This is a genomic window from Aurantiacibacter arachoides, assembly GCF_009827335.1.
GTDB classification, from domain to species: Bacteria; Pseudomonadota; Alphaproteobacteria; order Sphingomonadales; family Sphingomonadaceae; genus Alteraurantiacibacter; species Alteraurantiacibacter arachoides.
Genome location: NZ_WTYH01000001.1, coordinates 1,288,595 through 1,308,043, shown reverse-complemented (window position 1 = coordinate 1,308,043; position 19,449 = coordinate 1,288,595). Strand labels below are relative to the sequence as shown.

Annotated in this window: 19 protein-coding genes; 12 read left to right on the top strand and 7 right to left on the bottom strand. The window is 64.8% G+C overall.

From position 1 onward, the window contains the following. Positions 1-147 precede the first annotated feature (147 nt). A complete protein-coding gene (mutL, locus tag GRI62_RS06350) occupies positions 148-1,980 on the top strand; it encodes a DNA mismatch repair endonuclease MutL (protein ID WP_131452525.1) in 1,833 nt (610 codons plus the stop codon). After that, the gene (locus GRI62_RS06345; RefSeq protein ID WP_131452524.1) at positions 1,980-2,486 is read left to right on the top strand and encodes a hypothetical protein; all 507 of its coding nucleotides are present in this window, start codon (positions 1,980-1,982) and stop codon (positions 2,484-2,486) included. Before mutL ends, GRI62_RS06345 begins: the two co-directional genes overlap by 1 nt. Here GRI62_RS06345 and GRI62_RS06340 read toward each other — a convergent pair whose 3' ends face one another. Together GRI62_RS06340 and GRI62_RS06335 are read right to left on the bottom strand one after the other, a co-directional pair. Further along, positions 2,487-3,284, bottom strand: a complete 798-nt coding sequence (locus GRI62_RS06340) for a DUF1206 domain-containing protein (RefSeq protein ID WP_131452523.1) — start codon at positions 3,282-3,284, stop codon at positions 2,487-2,489. Positions 3,285-3,365: 81 nt separating this feature from the next. Continuing rightward, entirely contained in the window at positions 3,366-4,088 is a 723-nt protein-coding gene (locus tag GRI62_RS06335; protein ID WP_131452522.1) for an NYN domain-containing protein, read from the bottom strand. Positions 4,089-4,195: 107 nt separating this feature from the next. Between GRI62_RS06335 and GRI62_RS06330 the strand changes: the two genes are divergently transcribed. Further along, positions 4,196-4,777 (top strand): protein-methionine-sulfoxide reductase heme-binding subunit MsrQ, encoded by a 582-nt coding sequence (locus tag GRI62_RS06330; protein ID WP_131452521.1) that lies wholly within the window; start codon positions 4,196-4,198, stop codon positions 4,775-4,777. Between the two features lie 19 nt (positions 4,778-4,796). Here the strand turns inward: GRI62_RS06330 and GRI62_RS06325 are convergent, their stop codons facing one another. Both GRI62_RS06325 and GRI62_RS06320 read right to left on the bottom strand, forming a co-directional pair. After that, positions 4,797-5,297, bottom strand: a complete 501-nt coding sequence (locus GRI62_RS06325; protein ID WP_131452520.1) for a hypothetical protein — start codon at positions 5,295-5,297, stop codon at positions 4,797-4,799. Between the two features lie 70 nt (positions 5,298-5,367). Then, complete coding sequence (locus GRI62_RS06320) at positions 5,368-6,018, bottom strand: carbonic anhydrase (RefSeq protein WP_131452519.1); 651 nt, start codon at positions 6,016-6,018, stop codon at positions 5,368-5,370. Positions 6,019-6,082: 64 nt separating this feature from the next. Between GRI62_RS06320 and lipA the strand changes: the two genes are divergently transcribed. Then, positions 6,083-7,042 carry a lipoyl synthase gene (lipA, locus tag GRI62_RS06315; RefSeq protein WP_131452518.1) on the top strand — a complete coding sequence of 320 codons (960 nt, stop codon included), beginning with the start codon at positions 6,083-6,085 and terminating at the stop codon, positions 7,040-7,042. Beyond that, positions 7,042-7,524, top strand: a complete 483-nt coding sequence (locus GRI62_RS06310) for a type II toxin-antitoxin system RatA family toxin (protein WP_131452517.1) — start codon at positions 7,042-7,044, stop codon at positions 7,522-7,524. The genes lipA and GRI62_RS06310 overlap by 1 nt, the downstream gene beginning before the upstream one ends. Here GRI62_RS06310 and GRI62_RS06305 read toward each other — a convergent pair. Then, on the bottom strand, positions 7,485-7,991 hold the full coding sequence (locus tag GRI62_RS06305) for a CinA family protein (RefSeq protein WP_131452516.1): 507 nt from the start codon (positions 7,989-7,991) through the stop codon (positions 7,485-7,487). The two genes, GRI62_RS06310 and GRI62_RS06305, sit on opposite strands and share 40 nt — an antisense overlap. After that, positions 7,988-9,139 carry a bifunctional 2-C-methyl-D-erythritol 4-phosphate cytidylyltransferase/2-C-methyl-D-erythritol 2,4-cyclodiphosphate synthase gene (locus GRI62_RS06300; protein WP_131452515.1) on the bottom strand — a complete coding sequence of 384 codons (1,152 nt, stop codon included), beginning with the start codon at positions 9,137-9,139 and terminating at the stop codon, positions 7,988-7,990. Before GRI62_RS06300 ends, GRI62_RS06305 begins: the two co-directional genes overlap by 4 nt. 73 nt (positions 9,140-9,212) lie before the next feature. On the opposite strand from GRI62_RS06300, the gene dusB reads away from it, so the two are divergent. The 7 genes from dusB to hflX all read left to right on the top strand — a co-directional run bounded on the left by dusB (position 9,213) and on the right by hflX (position 18,665). Then, on the top strand, positions 9,213-10,253 hold the full coding sequence (gene dusB / locus GRI62_RS06295) for a tRNA dihydrouridine synthase DusB (RefSeq protein ID WP_131452514.1): 1,041 nt from the start codon (positions 9,213-9,215) through the stop codon (positions 10,251-10,253). Next, the gene (locus tag GRI62_RS06290) at positions 10,250-11,353 is read left to right on the top strand and encodes a two-component system sensor histidine kinase NtrB (protein WP_234032743.1); all 1,104 of its coding nucleotides are present in this window, start codon (positions 10,250-10,252) and stop codon (positions 11,351-11,353) included. The genes dusB and GRI62_RS06290 overlap by 4 nt, the downstream gene beginning before the upstream one ends. Positions 11,354-11,364: 11 nt before the next feature. Beyond that, positions 11,365-12,762: a sigma 54-interacting transcriptional regulator gene (locus GRI62_RS06285; protein WP_131452513.1), complete on the top strand. Its 1,398-nt coding sequence runs from the start codon at positions 11,365-11,367 to the stop codon at positions 12,760-12,762. A gap of 58 nt (positions 12,763-12,820) precedes the next feature. Beyond that, entirely contained in the window at positions 12,821-15,076 is a 2,256-nt protein-coding gene (locus tag GRI62_RS06280) for a sensor histidine kinase (RefSeq protein ID WP_234032745.1), read from the top strand. Beyond that, positions 15,076-16,458 (top strand): nitrogen assimilation response regulator NtrX, encoded by a 1,383-nt coding sequence (gene ntrX / locus GRI62_RS06275; protein WP_131452512.1) that lies wholly within the window; start codon positions 15,076-15,078, stop codon positions 16,456-16,458. Before GRI62_RS06280 ends, ntrX begins: the two co-directional genes overlap by 1 nt. Before the next feature lie 177 nt (positions 16,459-16,635). Further along, positions 16,636-17,340: an RNA chaperone Hfq gene (gene hfq / locus GRI62_RS06270; RefSeq protein WP_131452511.1), complete on the top strand. Its 705-nt coding sequence runs from the start codon at positions 16,636-16,638 to the stop codon at positions 17,338-17,340. A gap of 53 nt (positions 17,341-17,393) precedes the next feature. After that, the gene (gene hflX, locus GRI62_RS06265) at positions 17,394-18,665 is read left to right on the top strand and encodes a GTPase HflX (protein WP_234032747.1); all 1,272 of its coding nucleotides are present in this window, start codon (positions 17,394-17,396) and stop codon (positions 18,663-18,665) included. Here hflX and mazG read toward each other — a convergent pair. Further along, a complete protein-coding gene (gene mazG, locus GRI62_RS06260; RefSeq protein WP_131452509.1) occupies positions 18,662-19,423 on the bottom strand; it encodes a nucleoside triphosphate pyrophosphohydrolase in 762 nt (253 codons plus the stop codon). The genes hflX and mazG overlap by 4 nt on opposite strands. Positions 19,424-19,449: the final 26 nt, after the last annotated feature.

Here is a 19,449-nt window from a genome sequence, read left to right as displayed (position 1 = left end):
GGAATCGCGCGGGGGCGGGGCGGGGGCTGCGAAATGAGACGCCACTTAGCGCGTGTCCGCTCCAAAGGGCAAAAAATTTGTCTACAACAGCGCAGATTCGCCCCGGTTCATCTCGAAAACACAGCGTCCGGTCGTTAAGATGGCACGATGCCCGAAATCCGCCGCCTGCCAGAGACGCTCGTCAATCGCATCGCCGCGGGCGAAGTGGTCGAGCGACCGGCGTCCGCGTTGAAGGAACTGGTGGAAAACGCCATCGATTCCGGCGCGCGCCGCATCAGTGTGACGATCGTCGATGGCGGGCTGGGCGCGATCGAGGTCGTCGATGATGGCTGCGGCATGACGGCAGCCGAAATGGAACTGGCGCTGGAACGACATGCCACGTCCAAGATGCCAGAATCGCTTGTGGGAGAGGACGGAGCCATCGAACAGGTGGTGACACTGGGCTTTCGCGGCGAGGCGCTGCCCTCCATCGCCAGCGTCGCGCGGCTGACCATCGAGAGCCGGCCTCCCGGCGTGGCCGAGGGCTGGCGCCGGGTGGTCGACCATGGCGCGCCGGTCGCCGAAGGACCCGCCGGATTGCCCCCCGGCACGCGCGTGCGGGTGGAGAACCTGTTCGCCAAGGTGCCGGCGCGGCGCAAGTTCCTGCGCACGCCGCGCAGCGAATATGCCGCCTGCCACGATGTCGTCAGGCGCCTGGCGATGGCCCGGCCGGACGTAGGGTTCACCTTCGAACACGGCGATCGGCGCATATTCTCGGTGCGAGAGGGGCAGGAGACGGCAGATCGCGTGGCGCAGATCGTGGCGCGTGAACTGGCCGACAACGGCGTGGTCATCGACATCGCGCGTGATGGCGAGGAAGGCGTGATGCGCCTGTCGGGCATAGCGGGCCTGCCTACCTACAACCGCGGCGTCGCTGATCACCAGTACCTGTTCGTGAACGGTCGCCCGGTGAAGGACCGGTTGCTGATCGGCGCGGTTCGCGGCGCCTATGCCGATATGCTCGCGCGGGACCGGCACGCGGTGCTGGCGCTGTTCCTGGACATTCCCGCTGCCGACGTCGACGTGAACGTGCATCCGGCCAAGACGGAGGTCCGCTTCCGTGATGCCGCAGCGGTGCGCGGGTTTATCGTGTCGGGACTGCGCCAGGCCTTGTCCACCGGCGACCGGCGAAGCGCGCAGGCGCCCGACAGCGGCGCGATGGGTCGCTGGCAGGCGGAACCGCTTGGCGGTGAGCCTTCGCCCGCCATGCGATCCATCTTTGCGGGCGGCGATTGGGGGGCACCATCGCAGGCGCGCGTGGCCGAGGCGCGTGCGAGGTGGGACTCGCCAACGCAGACCGACGCCCTGCCGCAGGGGCGGGCCGAACTGGCCGAGCCCGTGCCAGAGGACGGCGCCGACTACCCCCTGGGCATCGCTCGAGGCCAGGTTGCGACGACCTACATCGTAGCCGAAGCCGCCGACGGGCTCGTCATCGTCGACCAACATGCCGCGCACGAACGCATCGTGCTGGAACGCCTGCGCGCTGCCGGGGCGGGGGACAGCGTCGCTGCCAGCCAGGCGCTGCTGATGCCCGAGGTTGTCGAACTGGAGGAAGCGGATTGCGACCGGCTGGAGGACCACGCCCAGCATTTTGCCACGCTTGGCCTTGTCATCGAACGTTTCGGACCCGGCGCCATGCTGGTGCGCGCCGTGCCTGCCGCGCTGCGCACGTCCAATCCCGCGGCTTTGCTCCGCGATCTGGCGGACGACATCGCCAGCCACGGTGCCTCGTTGCTGCTGTCCGAAAAAATCGAGCATGTGCTTGCCACCATGGCGTGTCATGGGTCGGTGCGGGCAGGGCGCCCGCTCAATGTTGCGGAAATGAATGCGTTGCTTAGAGAGATGGAAACAACGCCGCGATCGGGTCAGTGCAATCACGGACGGCCGACCTGGGTGAAGCTGTCGATGCGCGACGTCGAAAAACTGTTCGGGAGACACTGATGCGAGTTACAGCCGTTCTTGCCTTGCCTTTGCTGCTGCTGTCCGCCTGTGCAGACGAGCCCGATCCAGCCGCGCAGGCGGCCGCCAATGCTGAGCTGGCCGAGAGGGTTCGGCAAGTGAACGATGCACCGCCCCGGCTTAGCGAGATCGTGCCTGACGCGATCACCTATCCTGATCTCGAGGCCAACGACCTGGTGGGCGGCGCGCAGTGCGCCTATGCGCCGGGGATGAGCATGGGCGCACGCGTCATCGCTCGCGAGACGGACGCCTACATGAACATCGGTGGCGAGATGGTCCGCTTTGTCGCCGACGTCGGTTCCCGCGAGTTGCCGGCAAACACCCGCACGCTGTACAACTCGCGTGAATACAAGCTGCGGCTGGAACTAGAGGATGTGCCACCCTCCAGCACGGCGGAGGGGGGCACCTTCAACGGCACGATCTGGCTTTACGACCCCTATGACCGGGTGGTGTTCACCGGGTCAGGGACGGTAAACTGCCAGGGCTGATCAGCGCAGCTTTGGCTTCAGGCCCTCGGCGCCGAAGTCGGGAATGATGCGGTAGCGCGCCGCAACCAGGCTGAACACACCGAACAGCATCAGCCCGATCGCCACCAGCGTGTAGCCCAGGCCGCTCTGACGAAGGCCCATCAGCGCCTCGCCGATGCCTTTGACCTGGCTCTCGCTGTCGAACCAGGCGGCCTGCATCAGCGACCAGCCAACGATGGCGAAGACGACCGCGCGCGCCGCATGGCCGAGGCGGCCGACCAGTTCGACCTGCTGCGGCGTATCGCCCGCCATCCGGTGCATGAAATCGGCTGTGGCCGCCTTTTTGGCCTGCATGATCCCACCGGCAATAAATCCGAGACCGACAAGGCCCACCAGAACATCGCCAAGGGTCCAGTCCAGAACCGTGCTCGTCGCCTGCGCCGTCTGACCGCTTTCGGCATTCTGGCGTCCGGCACCTGCAAATTCTACGGCAGCCCAGGCGAGCACGGCGTAGGCCACGCCGCTGGCCGCATCACCCACGCGCTTGGCAATGCCCATCTTGTCGGATCCGCGATGCTGCACGTCGCCGATGGCGGAAGCGAACTTGAAGATGCAGTAGGCCGCCAGACCCAGGGCCATCACATAGAGCAACGGCTCGCCAAGGGGCACATCCTGGATCATCTCGAACACAGCCTGATTGCCTTCATCCGGCGTGGCGCGGGTGCCGAGCGCCATGTAGCCGAGCAAAAGATAGGTAAGCCCGCGCGCGGCATAGCCAAGGCGCACGAGCCACTGAAATTTCTCTGATTTGTCGACCATTCGTCTAACGCTCCCTCTCAGCGGTTTGTCATCGAACGGCCAAGGCAGCTGATAGTGCCCACCCGCCCCTGGCAGGTCCGTCTAGCGCAAGCGTTTCACGAAGAGCTGGTTGCCCGGCTCCCGCCGCTCGACCTGGAATTGCGGAATGTCCTCGAACAGGTCGGACAGGCGGGTGTAACCGTAGTTGCGCACGTCAAAGCTCGAACGATTGCCGGCCAGCTTGCCGACCTCGCCCAGCGCGGCGAATCCCTTGGCATCGCGGCGCGACGCCTTCCATGCCTCTCCCAGGAGGTCGATGACCTCAGAATCCACTGATGACTTTTCCGACGGTGCCTGGTTCTCGGCATCGCCCTGCTTGGCTGTGCGGATCAACTGATCGACATCGATGTAACGGGTGCAGGCGCTGCGGAACGCCTCGGGTGCCTTGGCCCCGCCGAAGCCATAGACGATCATGCCATCCTGCCGCAGCCGTGTTACCAGCGGGGTGAAGTCGCTGTCGCTCGACATGATGCCAAAGCCGTCCACCTTGCCCGTGTTCAGCAGGTCCATCGCATCGATGGACATGGCAATATCCGTGGCGTTCTTGCCCTTGGTCAGATCGAATTGCTGCATGGGCTGCAGGCCGTAACGATGCGTGATCGTATTCCACTTGGAAAGCGCGGGCTTGGCCCAGTTGCCATAGGCGCGGCGAATGTTCACCTGCCCCAGTTCGGCGAGCACGGTCAGCACCGGGTCTATGCCCGAATGACTGGCGTTGTCGGCGTCGATGAGGAGGGCGATGTTCTTGAGTTCTGTTTCGGCCATGGCGGCATTGATGGCCGCGAGCGCGACCTAAGGCAAGCCGCAGTCCGCCGTGCCGCTTTCGCACTTCGGCTTGCCAAGTGCGATTGAGGCAGGGCAGGGCGTGAAATATGGACTCTGCCCGATCGACCCGTCCGCTGCTCTGGCTCGTTCTCGCCTTGCCGGGCCTGTGGATGGCCTGGCGCTGGTTGGCGACGCCGGAGGCCTATGGATACGGGCACGCAATCGGTGACACCGGCGACTGGTCGGCGTGGCTGTTGCTGGTGACGCTGGCGGTAACGCCGATCCGGCTCGCCTTCCGCCGCAATGCAATCACCCAGTTCCTGGTGCGCCGGCGGCGCGACCTCGGCGTGGCCAGTTTCGTCTACGCGCTGGGACACCTTCTCCTTTATCTATGGCAGAAACAGGCGTTCGCCCGCGTCTTCTCCGAAGCGGGCGAACTGCAATATCTGACGGGGTGGCTGGCCTTTGCCCTGTTCGTGCCACTTGCCGTAACGTCGAACGATGGCGCGATGCGGCGTCTGAAACGCAACTGGAAGCGGTTGCACCGGCTCGTCTACCCCGCCGCCGTGCTGACCTTCGTGCACTGGGCGCTGACCGCGTTCGATCCGATGACGGCGTACATCCACATCGGGATGCTCGCCGCCATCTGGATCGCGCGAATTGCGCTCCGCCGCCGCGCCAGGACGTGACGCAGCAGGGCGTGACGTATCAGAGCGTGACGTATTGGCGATAGCGGGCGACCTCGTCCGCATCGACGTACTTGCCGATCTCCCGATCAAATTCCGCCATGTCGGCGTAAGGGACGTATTCCTCGAATTCGTGGATCATCCGGTCGTCGATGCCGGGGATCAGTGCCAGTTCCTCGGGGGTGGCCGCGTTGAGGTTGACCGGGACGAACACGTTGGCCCGCAGGGCAGCGGCCTCCTCCTCGGTCATGGACTGCATCAGCACCTCGTTGAAAGCGACGACGTTGGCGTAGGGCTGGCCGGCGACGATGGCGTCGGCAGCGTCCTGCGAGACCCCGGCAGCCGTCAACTGCGCCGCGGTGACGGTGCTGGCATCCATGACGCCAGCCGCTTCGGTTGCCTCGGGCACATCGATGCTGTTCGCCTCGACGCGATCTTCCATCGTGGTTTCGGGGGCATCGTTGCAGGCGGCGAGCGCCAGCACGGTAGGGGCGAGGGCGGCGGAAACGATCAACTTGCGCATTGGGAAAACCTCAGGCTGTCTGACATATATTGCGAATGGTTCGCAACAATGCCGGTCCAGCAACCAAAGGTCAACCCGCGGGCGCGAATTCGCCGGTTTCCTCGTCCAAAAGATGGAGCGCACCGTCGGAAATCGCGAAGTAGGCACCGCGCAACGCGATCTGGCCGGTCGGCTCCTTTTCCTGGATGCAGGGAAAGGTGCGCAGGTTTGCCAGGCTGACCTTTACGGCCGCCATCTCCATCGCGCGCTCTGCCGGGCGACCGGTCGTGCCAAGCTCGGCAGCGATGGGATCGCGGACGATATCCAGCATGTCGATCCACTTCGCCACGAAACCGCCTTCGCCCAGCGCACTACCGTGCAGGTCCTGCGTCAGCGCCGCCTGGCACCCGCCGCACATCCCATGGCCCAGGACAACGACCTGTTGCACTTTCAGGAACTGCACCGCGAATTCGAGGGCGGCCGAAACGCCGTGCTGGCCGGGCGAGGTCTCGAACGGCGGCACGAGTGCTGCAACGTTGCGGACCACGAACAGTTCGCCCGGCGCCACATCGAAAATCTGCGACGGGTCCACCCGGCTGTCTGAGCAGGAGATCACCATCGTCCTTGGTGACTGGCCCTCAGCCAGTGCGCTCCAGCGTTCGCGTTCCTCGGCCCAGTGGCCGTCGCGGAAACGTCGGTAGCCTTCGAGAAGGCCGCTCATCGGGGTGTCGTGTTCGATCATGGTCCAAAGCCTCTGCCGCGCGGCATTGCCAGTGGCAAGGGGGAGCACTAAGTGGGCACGCGAAATGAACGACCTGTCCTCGCCTCCGCAGCCCGAAGAGCGCCCCGCTCGCCAGCGCAAGCCGGACTGGATCCGCGTCAAGGCGCCGACCAGCCCCGGCTATCACGAGACGCGCAAGCTGATGCGCGACCTCAACCTCAATACCGTGTGCGAGGAAGCGGCCTGCCCGAACATCGGCGAATGCTGGACGAAGAAGCACGCGACGGTGATGATCCTGGGCGACGTGTGTACGCGCGCCTGCGCGTTCTGCAACGTCAAGACCGGGATGCCGCGCATCGTCGATCTGCTGGAGCCGGACAACGTCGCGGTGGCGGCGGGCAAGATGGGCCTGCAACACATCGTCATCACCAGCGTCGACCGGGACGACCTGCCCGATGGCGGCGCGAGCCAGTTCGTCAAGGTCATCCAGGCCCTGCGGCGGGAGACCCCGGGCACCACCATCGAGATCCTGACGCCGGACTTCCGCAACAAGATGCGCCCCGCCGTAGAGGCGATTTGTGAAGCCGGGCCGGACGTTTACAATCATAACCTCGAAACCGTCCCAAGGCTGTACCCGACCATCCGCCCCGGCGCGCGGTATTACGCCTCGCTTCGGCTGCTGGAAGAGGTGAAGAGCCACGATCCGCTGATCTTCACCAAGTCCGGCATCATGCTTGGCCTGGGAGAGCAGCGCCTGGAGGTCCACCAGGTGATGGACGACATGCGCAGCGCGGATGTCGATTTCATCACCATGGGGCAGTATCTTCAGCCCACGCCGAAGCACGCCAGGGTAGAGGATTTCGTCACCCCGCAGGCTTTCGATGCCTTCGGTTCGATTGCGCGCGCGAAGGGCTTTCTGCAAGTCGCGGCCAGCCCGCTCACCCGGTCGAGCTATCACGCGGGCGATGATTTCGCCAAGATGCGCCTAGCGCGCGAGGCGAAGCTGGCGAAAGCTGCCGCGCCGAAGGTCGCCAAGCAGGCCTGATGCCCAAGATCCACGAGACCCGGCGCCTGCCCTACAGCGCGCAGCAGATGTTCGACCTCGTCGCTGATGTGGATCGCTATCCCGAGTTCCTGCCGTGGGTCGTTGCCACGCGCGTGCGCCAGGACAGCGACACGGAAATGACGGCCGACATGCTGGTGGGCTTCAAGGCCCTGCGCGAAAAGTTCACCAGCCGGGTCATCAAGGATCGCCCGCGCACCATCAACGTCCACTATGTCGACGGGCCGCTGCGCGATCTCGACAACAACTGGACATTCCGGGACACGCCGGGCGAATGCGACGGCGGCGGCGAGGGGTGTTGCGAGATCGACTTTCGCGTCGACTTCGCCTTCAAGAACATCATGTTCGAAACCCTGGCCGGCCAGTATATCGACCGGGCTTTCCGCAAGATGGTCAACGCGTTCGAGGCCCGCGCCGAGGAGCTCTACGGCAAGAGCAGTTCAAGCGCGCACAGCGTGGCCTGAAAGCGCACGCCAGCGCGGTCCTCGCCTGCGAAAAGCTTTTCGTCTGCCGTCGGGGCATCCTCGCCGCGCACGGCCTTGCCGAAGACCACGGTGCCCACCGGCTTGAGTTCGGAGCCGCCATCGGGCCCGGCAATCCCGCTGATTGCCACGGCCACGTCCGCACCGCTGTTTGCCAGCGCCCCTTGGGCCATGGCGTAGACGCACGCCACGGACACTGCACCGAATGCGTCGATGATATCGCGCGGCACGCCAAGCTCGGCTTGCTTGGCGGCATTGGAGTAGGTGACCCAGCCCCGATCGAGCACCGCGGAACTGCCGGGCACTTCGGTCAGCGCTGCGGCGACAAGTCCCCCGGTGCAGCTTTCCGCCAGCGCAATGGTGCGCCCCGCCTCGCGGTTCTCGGCAATCACGCGGTAGGCGAGTGCGCAGATTTCTGCCGGCAGGAGCGAGGAAGGCGTCTCGCTCATGGGATGCGCGTCAACGTGGCCACGGCCTGCGCGGCAATGCCCTCGCCGCGTCCGGTGAAGCCGAGGCGTTCAGTGGTGGTGGCCTTTACGCTGACGCAATCAAGCGCGACGCCCAGCAACTGTGCGAGGCGGACCTGCATGGCCTCGCGATGCGGGCCGATTTTCGGCGCCTCGCAGATCAGGGTGAGGTCGACATTGCCGACCTGCCATCCTGCTTCCGCAGCCAGCGCTACCGCGTGTTCGACGAACCGAGCCGAGGGCGCACCCTTCCAGCGCGGATCGCTTGGCGGGAAATGCTGGCCGATATCGCCGCGCGCGCAGGCCCCCAGGATCGCATCGACCACGGCATGAAGGCCGACGTCGGCGTCCGAGTGTCCGGCCAAGCCCTTGTCGTGATCGATCTTCACACCGCACAGCCAAAGGTCTTCGCCTGCGACCAGACGGTGGACGTCAAAACCGGTGCCGGTCCGCACGGCGGGCGGAGAGAGCGTGTTGGCCACGAAGTCTTCTGCAAAAGTCAGCTTTTTCAATCGTTCATGGCCCTCGACTAACACGACATCGCGATTTGCGGCGCGCAGCACCTGCGCATCGTCGCCAGCATCGGCGGGACCGTTCCATGATCGGTGCGCAGCGAGTATATCGGCAAAGCGAAAGGCCTGGGGGGTCTGCACACGGCGCAGCGTCTCCCGCTGCGCGTCGCCGAGCATCATGTCGCCTGCCGCCGTAATCATCGAATCGACGACTGGAAGGACGGGGATGGCGCCGGCATTGCGGTCCAATCCGGCGAGCAGGCGCACGATGACCTCGGCCGGCAGATCGGGCCGCGCGGCATCGTGGATCAGCACACGTTCGGGCGCTTGCCCTTCGATTGCTTCCAGCGCGCGCAGAACACTCTCCTGGCGCGTTTCCCCTCCGGTTATCAACGTGATACGGGGCAATCCCGCCAAGGCTTGCGAGGCAATGTCTTCCGCGCCTGCAGGTATCGCCACGATGATCCGATCCGCCCCGGGCAGCGCCTCTGCAGCATGTCGGACCAGCGGCTTCCCGCGCCACGATGCGAATTGCTTGGGGAACGGTTGCCCGGCACGCAGGCCCTGGCCGGCAGCGACGATGATCGCGGTAAAGGGGGGGAGGGGGGCGTCCACCATCGGGCTGGTGCGCTAGCCGCTTGAGGTCCACCAAGCAATCCACTATGCGCCTGCCCATATTTTAGGCACCCGTATGACCGACCTTGCACCCCCCCCTGCCATGAAGCCCATCGCCATCGGCCCGGTGCGCATTGCCGCGCCCGTCGTCCTTGCGCCCATGACGGGGGTCACCGACCTGCCGTTTCGCACGCTGGTGCGCCGCTATGGCAGCGGGCTCAACGTGACGGAGATGATCGCCAGCGAGGCGGCGATCCGCGAGACGCGGGTGTCGGTCCAGAAAGCCGAATGGCATCCGACCGAGGAGCCGGTGTCGATGCAACTCGTCGGGTGCGATCCTGTGTCGATGGCCGATGCGGCGCGGATCCAGGAAGCCAATGGCGCGGCGATAATCGACATCAACTTCGGCTGTCCTGTGCGCAAGGTCGTGGGCCAGTTCGCCGGCAGCGCGCTGATGCGCGAGGTGCCGCTGGCGATCAGGCTGATGGAGGCGACGGTCAGCGCGGTGAAGGTGCCGGTCACCGTCAAGATGCGCATGGGGTGGGACCACGACAGCCTGAACGCACCCGAACTTGCGCGCATCGCGCAAGACTTGGGCATTCAGCTCGTCGCCGTGCATGGCCGCACGCGCAACCAGATGTACAAGGGCAGCGCGGACTGGGGTTTCGTACGCAGGGTGAAAGACGCGGTGACCATTCCCGTCATCGTCAACGGCGATATCTGCTCGGTAGCCGATGCCGCCGCCGCGCTCGACCAGTCGGGCGCTGACGGACTGATGATCGGAAGGGGTGCCTATGGTCGGCCGTGGCTGCTGGGCCAAATCATGCACTGGTGGCAGACCGGCCAGCAGCTCGAGAGCCCCGGCCTGGCCGAACAGTATGCCACGCTGATAGAGCACTATCAGGGTATGCTGGCGCATTACGGCGAGGATGTGGGCGTCAAGATCGCCCGCAAGCATCTGGGCTGGTACACCAAGGGCCTGCACGGCAGCGCCGATTTCCGCAACAAGGTGAACTTCATCGACGACGCGCGTGTCGTGCTGGACGAACTCGAACGGTTCTACGAGCCCCTCATCGTGCGCCCGGCAGACCCCGCCCCGGCACGCCAGGCAGCGTGAACGCGAAAACCCCCGGCAACACGCCCGGCGACTTTCCCGGGGATACTCCCGGCCCGCGCGAGCAGATCGCCGGGCTGAATTTCGCCATGCTGCTGATCGGTCCCGACATGGCCATTCGGGAGGTCAACCCGGCGGGCGAGGACCTGCTGGGTGCCAGCGCCTCGCGCTTCACGGGGCGGGCCTTGTTGGACTGCCTCGAACTTGCCGAGCCGCGCTTTCGCGATAGCATCGAGGATCCCGAGGCGCAGCTGGTGGCGCGCGGGCTGGATGCCGTGGTGGGTGACAGGCGGTTGCGGGTCAACCTCACCGTGTCGGCCTTGCCGAGCCACCCGGGCTGGCGCATCGTCACCCTGTCCGATGCTAGCCAGGGCGAGCGGTTCGAGGAACAGGAGCGCCGACCCGCATTGCGTGGCCCGGCGGTGCTGGCGCACGAGATAAAGAACCCGCTTGCCGCCATTCGCGGCGCCGCGCAGCTGCTGGCCCGAAAGGCCGGTGACAGCGAGGCGAAGCTGACCACCCTGATCCGGGACGAGGTCGATCGCATCGCCCAGCTGATCGACCGGATGCAGCGCCTGGGGCGTGAGCGGCCCGATCCGCTGGCACCGTTCAACCTCCACGGCGCGGTCCACCGCGCGTTGGAGACTGTCCGCCTGACAAGTGCGCCCGACCTGACATGGCGCGAAGAGTTCGATCCCTCCCTGCCGCTGGTGCTGGCGAGCGAAGGCGCACTGGTGCAGGTGCTGGTCAACCTGCTCGCCAATGCGCGCGATGCCGCCATGCTGCCGCACCCGCACGAATTCGCGCCGCAGGTGGCGATACGCACGCGCTTTGCCAGCGGTCTTGCCATGCGCGTCATGCGGCTCGGCCGTTCGGTCAGGCTGCCGATCGAGGTGCAGGTGAGCGACAACGGGCCCGGGATCGATCCGGCGCTGGCCGATCATATTTTCGAACCCTTCGTATCGAGCAAGGCCAATGGCCAGGGCCTCGGCCTTGCGCTGGTGCAGAAACTGGTGCGCGACATGGGAGGGCGGGTCAGTCATGAACGCGACCATCAGGCCGGGTGGACGCACTTTCGCGTGCATCTGCCCGTGGCGCGCTGAAGGAGGGGTTGATGGACAGGAAAGCGCTACTGGTCGAAGATGACAATGCGATCGCCACGGTCCTCACCGCGGGCCTGGAGGACGAGGGATTCATCGTCGAGACAACGGATTCGGTCACCGGGCGCGATGCCGCCCTGGCGGCAGGACGGTATGACGTCATGCTGACTGACGTCATGCTGGCCGACGGGGACGGTATCGAGACACTGGGCAAGGTACAGGACGCCTGGCCTGATCTGCCGGTCATCATCCTCTCCGCCCAGAACACGCTCGATACCGCGGTGCGCGCCATGACGCGGGGTGCCTTTGAATATTTCCCCAAGCCCTTCGATCTGGACGAGGTGGTGCGCGCCGCGCGGCAGGCGGCAGAGGCCAAGGATGCCGATCCCGCGAAGGGGGAGACGCCGCAGGACCTCCCCCTGATCGGCCGCAGCAAGGCGATGCAGGAGGTCTACCGCCTGATCAGCCGCGTCCTGCACAACGACCTGACAGTGCTTGTCCTGGGAGAAAGTGGCACGGGCAAGGAGCTGGTGGCGGAAGCGATCCACGAACTCGGCAGGCGCAAGGCAGGGCCCTTCGTTGCGGTCAACACCGCAGCCATTCCGCGCGAGTTGATCGAGAGCGAGCTGTTCGGCCACGAAAAGGGCGCCTTCACCGGCGCAACGGCTCGCGCCATCGGCAAGTTCGAACAGGCCAGCGGCGGCACGCTGTTCCTCGACGAGATCGGCGACATGCCGGCCGAGGCACAGACCAGGCTGCTGCGCGCACTGCAATCGGGCCGCATCCGGCGCGTCGGCGGCAACGAGGAAATCGCGGTGGACGTGCGCATCGTTGCCGCAACCAACAAGGATCTCGCGCCGCTCATCGCAGAAGGCGCATTTCGGGAAGACCTGTTCTATCGTCTCAACGTGGTGCCGATAAAGCTGCCGCCGCTGCGCGACCGCGATGGCGATATTGGCCCCTTGGCACGGCATTTCCTCGGATTGGCGGCACAGGAAGGTCTCCCGGCGCGGCGATTGTCGCGCGATGCAGAGCGGATGCTGGCGCAGCAACCCTGGCGCGGCAACGTGCGCGAGTTGAAGAACCTGGTCTATCGCGCGGCGCTGCTGGCACGGGAGGATACCATCGATGTCGCAACCGTTTCCGGCCTATTCGACGGTGCCTCTGCAAAGGGCGGATCAGCGGACATCGGCGCATCGGTCAGCGCATGGCTCGCGGGCGCCAACTTCGCCGAGGGCGAGCTCTATCACGCTGCGCTGGGCGAACTGGAACGGCCCATCTTCCACTATGCGCTGGCCAGAACCCACGGCAATCAGCTGAAGGCTGCGCACCTGCTGGGCATAAATCGCAATACCCTTCGCAAGCGTCTTTCAGACCTCGCGATCGATCCAGAACGCTTCGCCCGAAGCTGACAGCTTTCCGTCACAAAGCTCTTGCAAAAGGGCAACAGTGCCGTTGTAAGTCTGCAACGTGGCGACCACGCCCCTTCCAAAAGCGGACCATCCCGCAGCAACGCGCTCGCGCTTCTGGCGACGCACGCAGGTTGCTGCGCGGCGGCTGAACCTTTTCCTGTGGCTCGAAATCCTGTGCGCGGTGACGCTGGTGGCGATGCTGGCAACCGCCTATCTCACCATAGCGGCGCGATCGTCGGCCGACGGGCTGATGCCGTCGGAGCAGGCAGCGGCACTGCTGCTCGGCACTCTCATCCCCGCGCTCGGGATGGTCGTCCTGTGGGGGCGGCGTGCGGCCATCAGGCGCGCCGGCGGCACCAGCGCCCGGCTGCACGTGAACCTGGTGTTCTTCTTTTCCCTGATCGCCGCCATTCCCACCCTGGTCGTGGCGGTGTTCGCTTCCATCCTGTTCCAGTCCGGCGTAGAGTTCTGGTTCTCCGACAACTCGCGCGGAATGATGCAGAACGCAAACGAACTGGCCGAAGGGTATTACCAGGAGAACCAGCGCAACGTGGGCTACAATGCCGTGACGATGGCATTCGACATGCGCTTCGTCCTGCAAAGCTACCCGATCACCAGCCCCGTATTTGAGGACCGGTTCTCGTATCAGGTCTACCAGCGTGAGCTTAGCGAGGCCGCTGTCCTGCGAAGCACCGACGAAGGCGCGATCGGCACCCTGGCGATCGTCGATCCGAGCGAGGACATCAGCCGGATCCGCATGACCCCGGACGATGCGGAGCGGCTGCTCGCCGGCGAGCAGTTCGTCGTTCGATCGTCCGACGTCCGGATCGAGGCAATGGCCCTGCTGGACAGGGATTCCGAAGCCTACCTTTATGTCGCCCGCGATGCGCAGCCGGCCGCAGCACTGCTGTATCGCCGGGCCCAGAACGTGGTCAGTTCCTACGCCGACCTGACGCAGAACGCCCGCGTTCTCCAGCTGCAATTCAACGTGGCGCTGTTCCTGGTAAGCCTGACACTCGTGGCCATCGCCGTGTGGGTGGCACTCAGGTTCGCGGATCGCCAGGTCAAGCCGCTGACCGAGCTGGCGGCGGCGGCAGGTGAAATCGGCAGCGGCAACTATGCCATGCGCGTATCCGGCCGCACCGCGCGGCAGGACGAGATCGGGTTGCTCAACCGCGCCTTCAACCGGATGACCGCGCAGATCGAGCGGCAGACCGACCAGCTGCTCGGCGCCAATCACCAGCTGGCGGAACGGCGCGCCTTCATGGAAGCCGTGCTGGAATCCATCACCGCCGGGATCGTCTCGGTCGATGGCGACGCGCGCATCGCCCTGATGAACAATTCGGCCCAGGCGCTGCTGCTGGAGGATGGGGCAGGGCAGGTGGTCGGACACGACCTGGCGGAGGTGGCGCCGCAGTTCGCGCAGCTTCTGCGCGAGGGCAAGCGCAGTGAGATCATCCAGTACAGCCAGGGCGGGGAATTGCTGACACTGGCGGTGCAGCTTTCGCCCGCCGCCGGCGGCCATGTCATCACCTTCGAGGACATTACCCGCCAGCTGGTCGATCAGCGGCAGGCCGCCTGGTCCGATGTCGCCCGCCGCATCGCGCACGAGATCAAGAACCCGCTTACCCCCATTCAGCTCGCGACCGAGCGCCTCCAGCGCCGATACGGCAAGCAGATCGAGACCGATGCTGAGCTGTTCGGCGAGCTTACCGGCACCATCATCCGCCAGGTCGGTGACCTGCGCAAGATGGTCGACGAATTCTCCAGCTTTGCCCGGCTGCCCAAGCCCGTCTTCCGGCAGGAGGACCCGGTCGATCTGGTGCGCCAGTCGCTGTTCCTGCAGGAAGTCGCCCATCCGGAGATCGCCTACAGTTTCGCTAGCGAGGACGCGGTGCCTGCCATCGCCTGTGACCGGCACCAGTTCGGCCAGGCCATGACCAACGTCCTCAAGAACGCCGCCGAGGCGGTCGAGGTGCGTTTGCGCGATGCCGAACCCGATTGGCGCGCGCGCATCGGGGTGGAGGTCTCTGTCCAAGGCGACTTCGTGCAGGTCGACGTGACCGATAACGGCATTGGCCTGCCCAAGGGCGGGCTCAACGTGATGGAGCCCTACGTTACGACGCGCGAGAAAGGCACCGGCCTTGGCCTCGCCATCGTCAAGAAGATCGTCGAGGAGCATGGCGGCGACCTGCAATTCGCTGCCGCCGGCGAGCAGGGCGGCACGCGTGCCCGCCTGCGCTTTGCCCGCGATCCCGCCAGGCTGGCCGACGGCCTCGGCACCCTCGAATACAGTCCTTCAGGAGACCAGTAATGGCACTCGATATTCTAGTCGTCGACGACGAACGCGACATCCGCGACCTCGTAGCGGGGGTGTTGAGCGACGAGGGTTACGAATGCCGCACCGCGGGTGACAGCGAGACCGCCATTGCCATGGTCGACGAACGCCGCCCCAGCCTGGTGCTGCTCGATGTGTGGCTGCACGGCAGCCCGCGTGACGGGCTGGAGGTGCTCGATGCGATCAAGGCGCGCGAGCCCAACCTGCCGGTGCTGATCTTTTCCGGCCACGGCAACATCGATACCGCTGTTTCCGCCGTCAGCCGCGGGGCGATGGATTTCATCGAAAAGCCGTTCGAGGCAAGCAAGCTGCTGCACCTCGTCGAACGTGCGACGGAAACGGAGCGTCTGCGCCGCGAGAACGAGCGGCTGCGCGAAGGGATGGTCAACCACGACGAGTTCACCGGCAATTCGAGCGCCATCAACCAGGTGCGCGCCACGCTGAAGCGGGTCGCCAACACCGGCAGCCGGGTGATGATCGCCGGTCCCGCAGGGTCGGGCAAGGAAGTGGCGGCGCGCCTGCTCCACGCCTGGAGCCCGCGGGCGGACAAGAGCTTCGTCACCGTCAATTCCGCGCGCATCACGCCGGAACGGTTCGAACAGGAACTGTTCGGCGAAGAAGACGAGGGCAGGCTGGTCCGGCCTGGCCTGCTCGAACTGGCGGATGGTGGCACCCTCTACCTCGACGAGGTGGCGGACATGCCGGAAAGCACCCAGGCCCGCATCCTGCGCGTCCTGACCGATCAAAGCTTCGTACGGGTGGGCGGCAACCGGCAGATCGGGGTCGATGTGCGGGTGGTCTCCTCCACCGCCAAGGATCTGAAGCACGAGATCGAGGAACGCCGCTTTCGCGAGGACCTGTATTACCGCCTCAACGTGGTGCCGATCGACATTCCCCCGCTTGCCGACCGGCGCGACGACATTCCCGCCCTCGCGGAACACTTCGTAACCCGCTACGCCCGCGAACAGGGTCTGAACCCTCCGGCCATTTCACCCGAAGCGATGGCCACGCTGCAGGCCTACGACTGGCAGGGCAACGTGCGCCAGTTCCGCAACGTGATCGAACGGACCGTAATCCTCGCCCCGCGTGAGGAGTTCGATACCATTACGCCCAGCCTGCTGCCGCAGGAAATCACCGGCGGTGGCAACGATTCCAGCTCAGGCCTTACCAACCTTATGGGCGTTCCGTTGCGCGAGGCGCGCGAAAGCTTTGAACGCGAATATCTGCGTATCCAGATCCGGCGTTTCTCAGGCAATATCTCCAAGACTGCAGGCTTCATCGGCATGGAGCGATCGGCGCTGCACCGGAAGCTGAAACTGCTCGGCATGAGCGACAGGAAAACGGACGAAGACGAGTAACCGGCCAAGATTGGCAAACCCGGCCTTTGCAACCGGAAACTTTTAGCCCACTCGAAAATTGTCCTTACAGATGTCATGTTGCATCCGCACAATCGACGTGCTCGGAACGCTGGTCTTCAGGCAGGCGGACCAGATTGCCTGGCGTTGCGCGTCGGGCCAACAACAACGGAGTGATGGATGACCAAGGGAACCCTTTCGGCCCGGCCGCGATCCAGGAGCGAGGACGAACCTGGCTCCCCAACGCCCGGTCCTTTGCCCGAACCTGCGCCGAAGGCGGCGACCAAGCCCGGGCCCCGGACATCGTCGACCGCCAAATCCGCCGCGCCGATGCGCGCAGCTTCCATTCGCAAGCCACCGGCAAATGCAAAGGCTGGGAATTTGCAGGATATTTTCCTTAATTACCTTCGCCGCGAAAAGATGCCCGTCACCATGTTCCTGGTGAAGGGCGTGAAGCTGCAGGGCATCGTCACCTGGTTCGACAATTTCTCGATCCTTTTGCGCCGTGATGGTCAATCGCAGCTGGTCTACAAGCACGCGATCTCCACTATCATGCCAGCCGATCCGGTTGATGCCGACGGCTTTGATACCGGCTTCAATGGCAATCCCAAGCAGCGCCTGTTGCAGGACATCTTCCTCACCCGTGTCCGCGACGCCGCTGTCCAGGTGACCATGTTCCTGGTCAACGGCGTAATGCTGCAGGGCCGCATCGCCGCCTTCGATCTATTTTGCGTGCTGCTGGAGCGGGATGGCTACGTCCAGCTTGCCTACAAGCACGCCGTTTCCACGGTTCAGCCGGCAACTCCGGTCGACCTGACCGATGACGGAATGGAAGAGCGTGACGACGATGGTGAAGAGCCGGACGAACAAGGTGAAGACGCCTGATTGTTGATGATGACATCGAAGGCGAGGTAACGCGCGGCGCGCGGGCCATCGTCGTGTGCCCGGACATTCGCGGCCAGCGTTCCTCGCAAGAACCTGAGGCGCGGCTGGAAGAGGCGAAGGGGCTGGCGCTGGCGATCGGTATCGTCGTCGCCGAGGCCTACATCCTCAACGTTCGGGATGTCCGACCGAACACGCTGTTCGGCGAAGGCCAGGTGCAGCGCATCGCTACCGATTGCGAGTTGCATGAGGCGGAACTGGTCATCATCGATGGCGCACTCTCGGGTATTCAGCAGCGCAATCTGGAAGAAAAGATCGGCCGCAAGGTTATCGATCGCACCGGATTGATCCTCGAAATCTTCGGAGAGCGCGCGGCTACGGCAGAAGGCCGCTTGCAGGTCGAACTGGCCCATCTCGATTATCAGCAAAGCCGGCTGGTGCGAAGCTGGACCCACCTCGAACGCCAGCGCGGCGGCTTCGGCTTTCTCGGCGGTCCGGGCGAGACCCAGATCGAGGCCGACCGGCGCATGATCCGCGATCGCATGGGGAAGCTCAGGCGCGAACTGGAACAGGTGCGCAAGACCCGCGAGTTGCATCGCAAGCGGAGGGGCAGGGCACCCTGGCCCGTGATCGCGCTGGTCGGCTATACCAACGCCGGCAAGTCCACCTTGTTCAACCGCATGACCGGGGCCGACGTGATGGCCGAGAACCTGCTGTTTGCCACCCTTGATCCGACGATGCGTTCAATTGGGTTGCCCGGCGTGGAGAAGGCCATCCTGTCCGACACCGTTGGCTTCATCTCCGACCTGCCGACCCAGTTGGTTGCCGCATTCCGGGCGACGCTGGAGGAGGTGACGGCGGCGGATATCGTGCTCCACGTGCGCGACATGGCTAATCCCGACAGCTCCGCGCAGAAGCGGGAGGTGCTTTCCGTTCTCGCAGACCTTGGCGTTGTCGACGAGGCCGGGGAGGGGGTGGGCGCGCCGGTTCTGGAGGTTTGGAACAAGTGGGACGCGCTGAGCGAAGAACGCCGCCTCGAGCTTGAACCGCTGGCCGGGATGGACGACGATGTTCTCGCCCTTTCAGCGATGACGGGTGCGGGAATTGATGTGTTGCGCAAGCGGCTTGGTGAAGTCCTGACGACGGGGGCCAGAAGCTACAGTCTGCGCATTCCGGCATCGGACGGATCGCGCATCGCCTGGCTCCATGCCCATGGCGCGGTGCTTGAAGACGAAGACGGCGGGGAGGGCGAGGCCGGTCCGATGCGCGTATTGAACGTGCGGCTTACCGACAAGGAATTTGGGCGTTTCGAGGCGCTTGAAAGCTAGACTTCCGATCCCTTTACACGTTGCCAATAGGTTTCCTGTTCATCGAGCGACAGGCTGGCAAAATCGCACCCGTCCTCGGACGCGAGGTGTTCCATGGCACGAAAGCGGCGTTCAAATTTACTGTTGGCCGCGCGCAGCGCCTGCTCGGCGTCGACGCCATATCTGCGGACGATATTCACCGCCACGAACAGAACGTCGCCAGCCTCGATAAGCCTCTCCTCGTCGCTTGCGGCGTCGAGCTCGTCGAGTTCTTCCGCAAGCTTGGCCTTCGGTCCCTGCATATCGTGCCATTCGAAGCCCACGCGCGCCGCCCGGCTTTGCAGCTTGTCCGACCGCATCAGTGCAGGCAGCGCCAGCGCGACGCCGCTCAGGACGCTGTCAGCTCCACCTGACTTTCGCTCGGCCGCCTTGATATCTTCCCAACGGACGCGGTCCATTGTGCCGGTTTCCGCCCCGAAGATATGCGGATGGCGCGCCTCCATCTTGTCGGAAATGGCGGCCGCGACATCCTCGAAGCTGAAGTGGCCGGCTTCCTCGGCCATGCGCGCGTGAAAGACGACCTGCAGCAGCAGGTCGCCAAGTTCGCCGCGCAAGTCGCCCATGTCGCCGCGCTCGATCGCATCGTGGACCTCGTAGGCTTCTTCAATTGTGTACGGCGCGATGGTGGCAAAATCCTGCGCGCGGTCCCATTCGCAGCCACGCTCCGGATCGCGAAGCCTGGCCATGATGGAGAGAAGACGACTGAGCTGATCTGACATTGCTAGACGATCCCGACCTTTGCCCT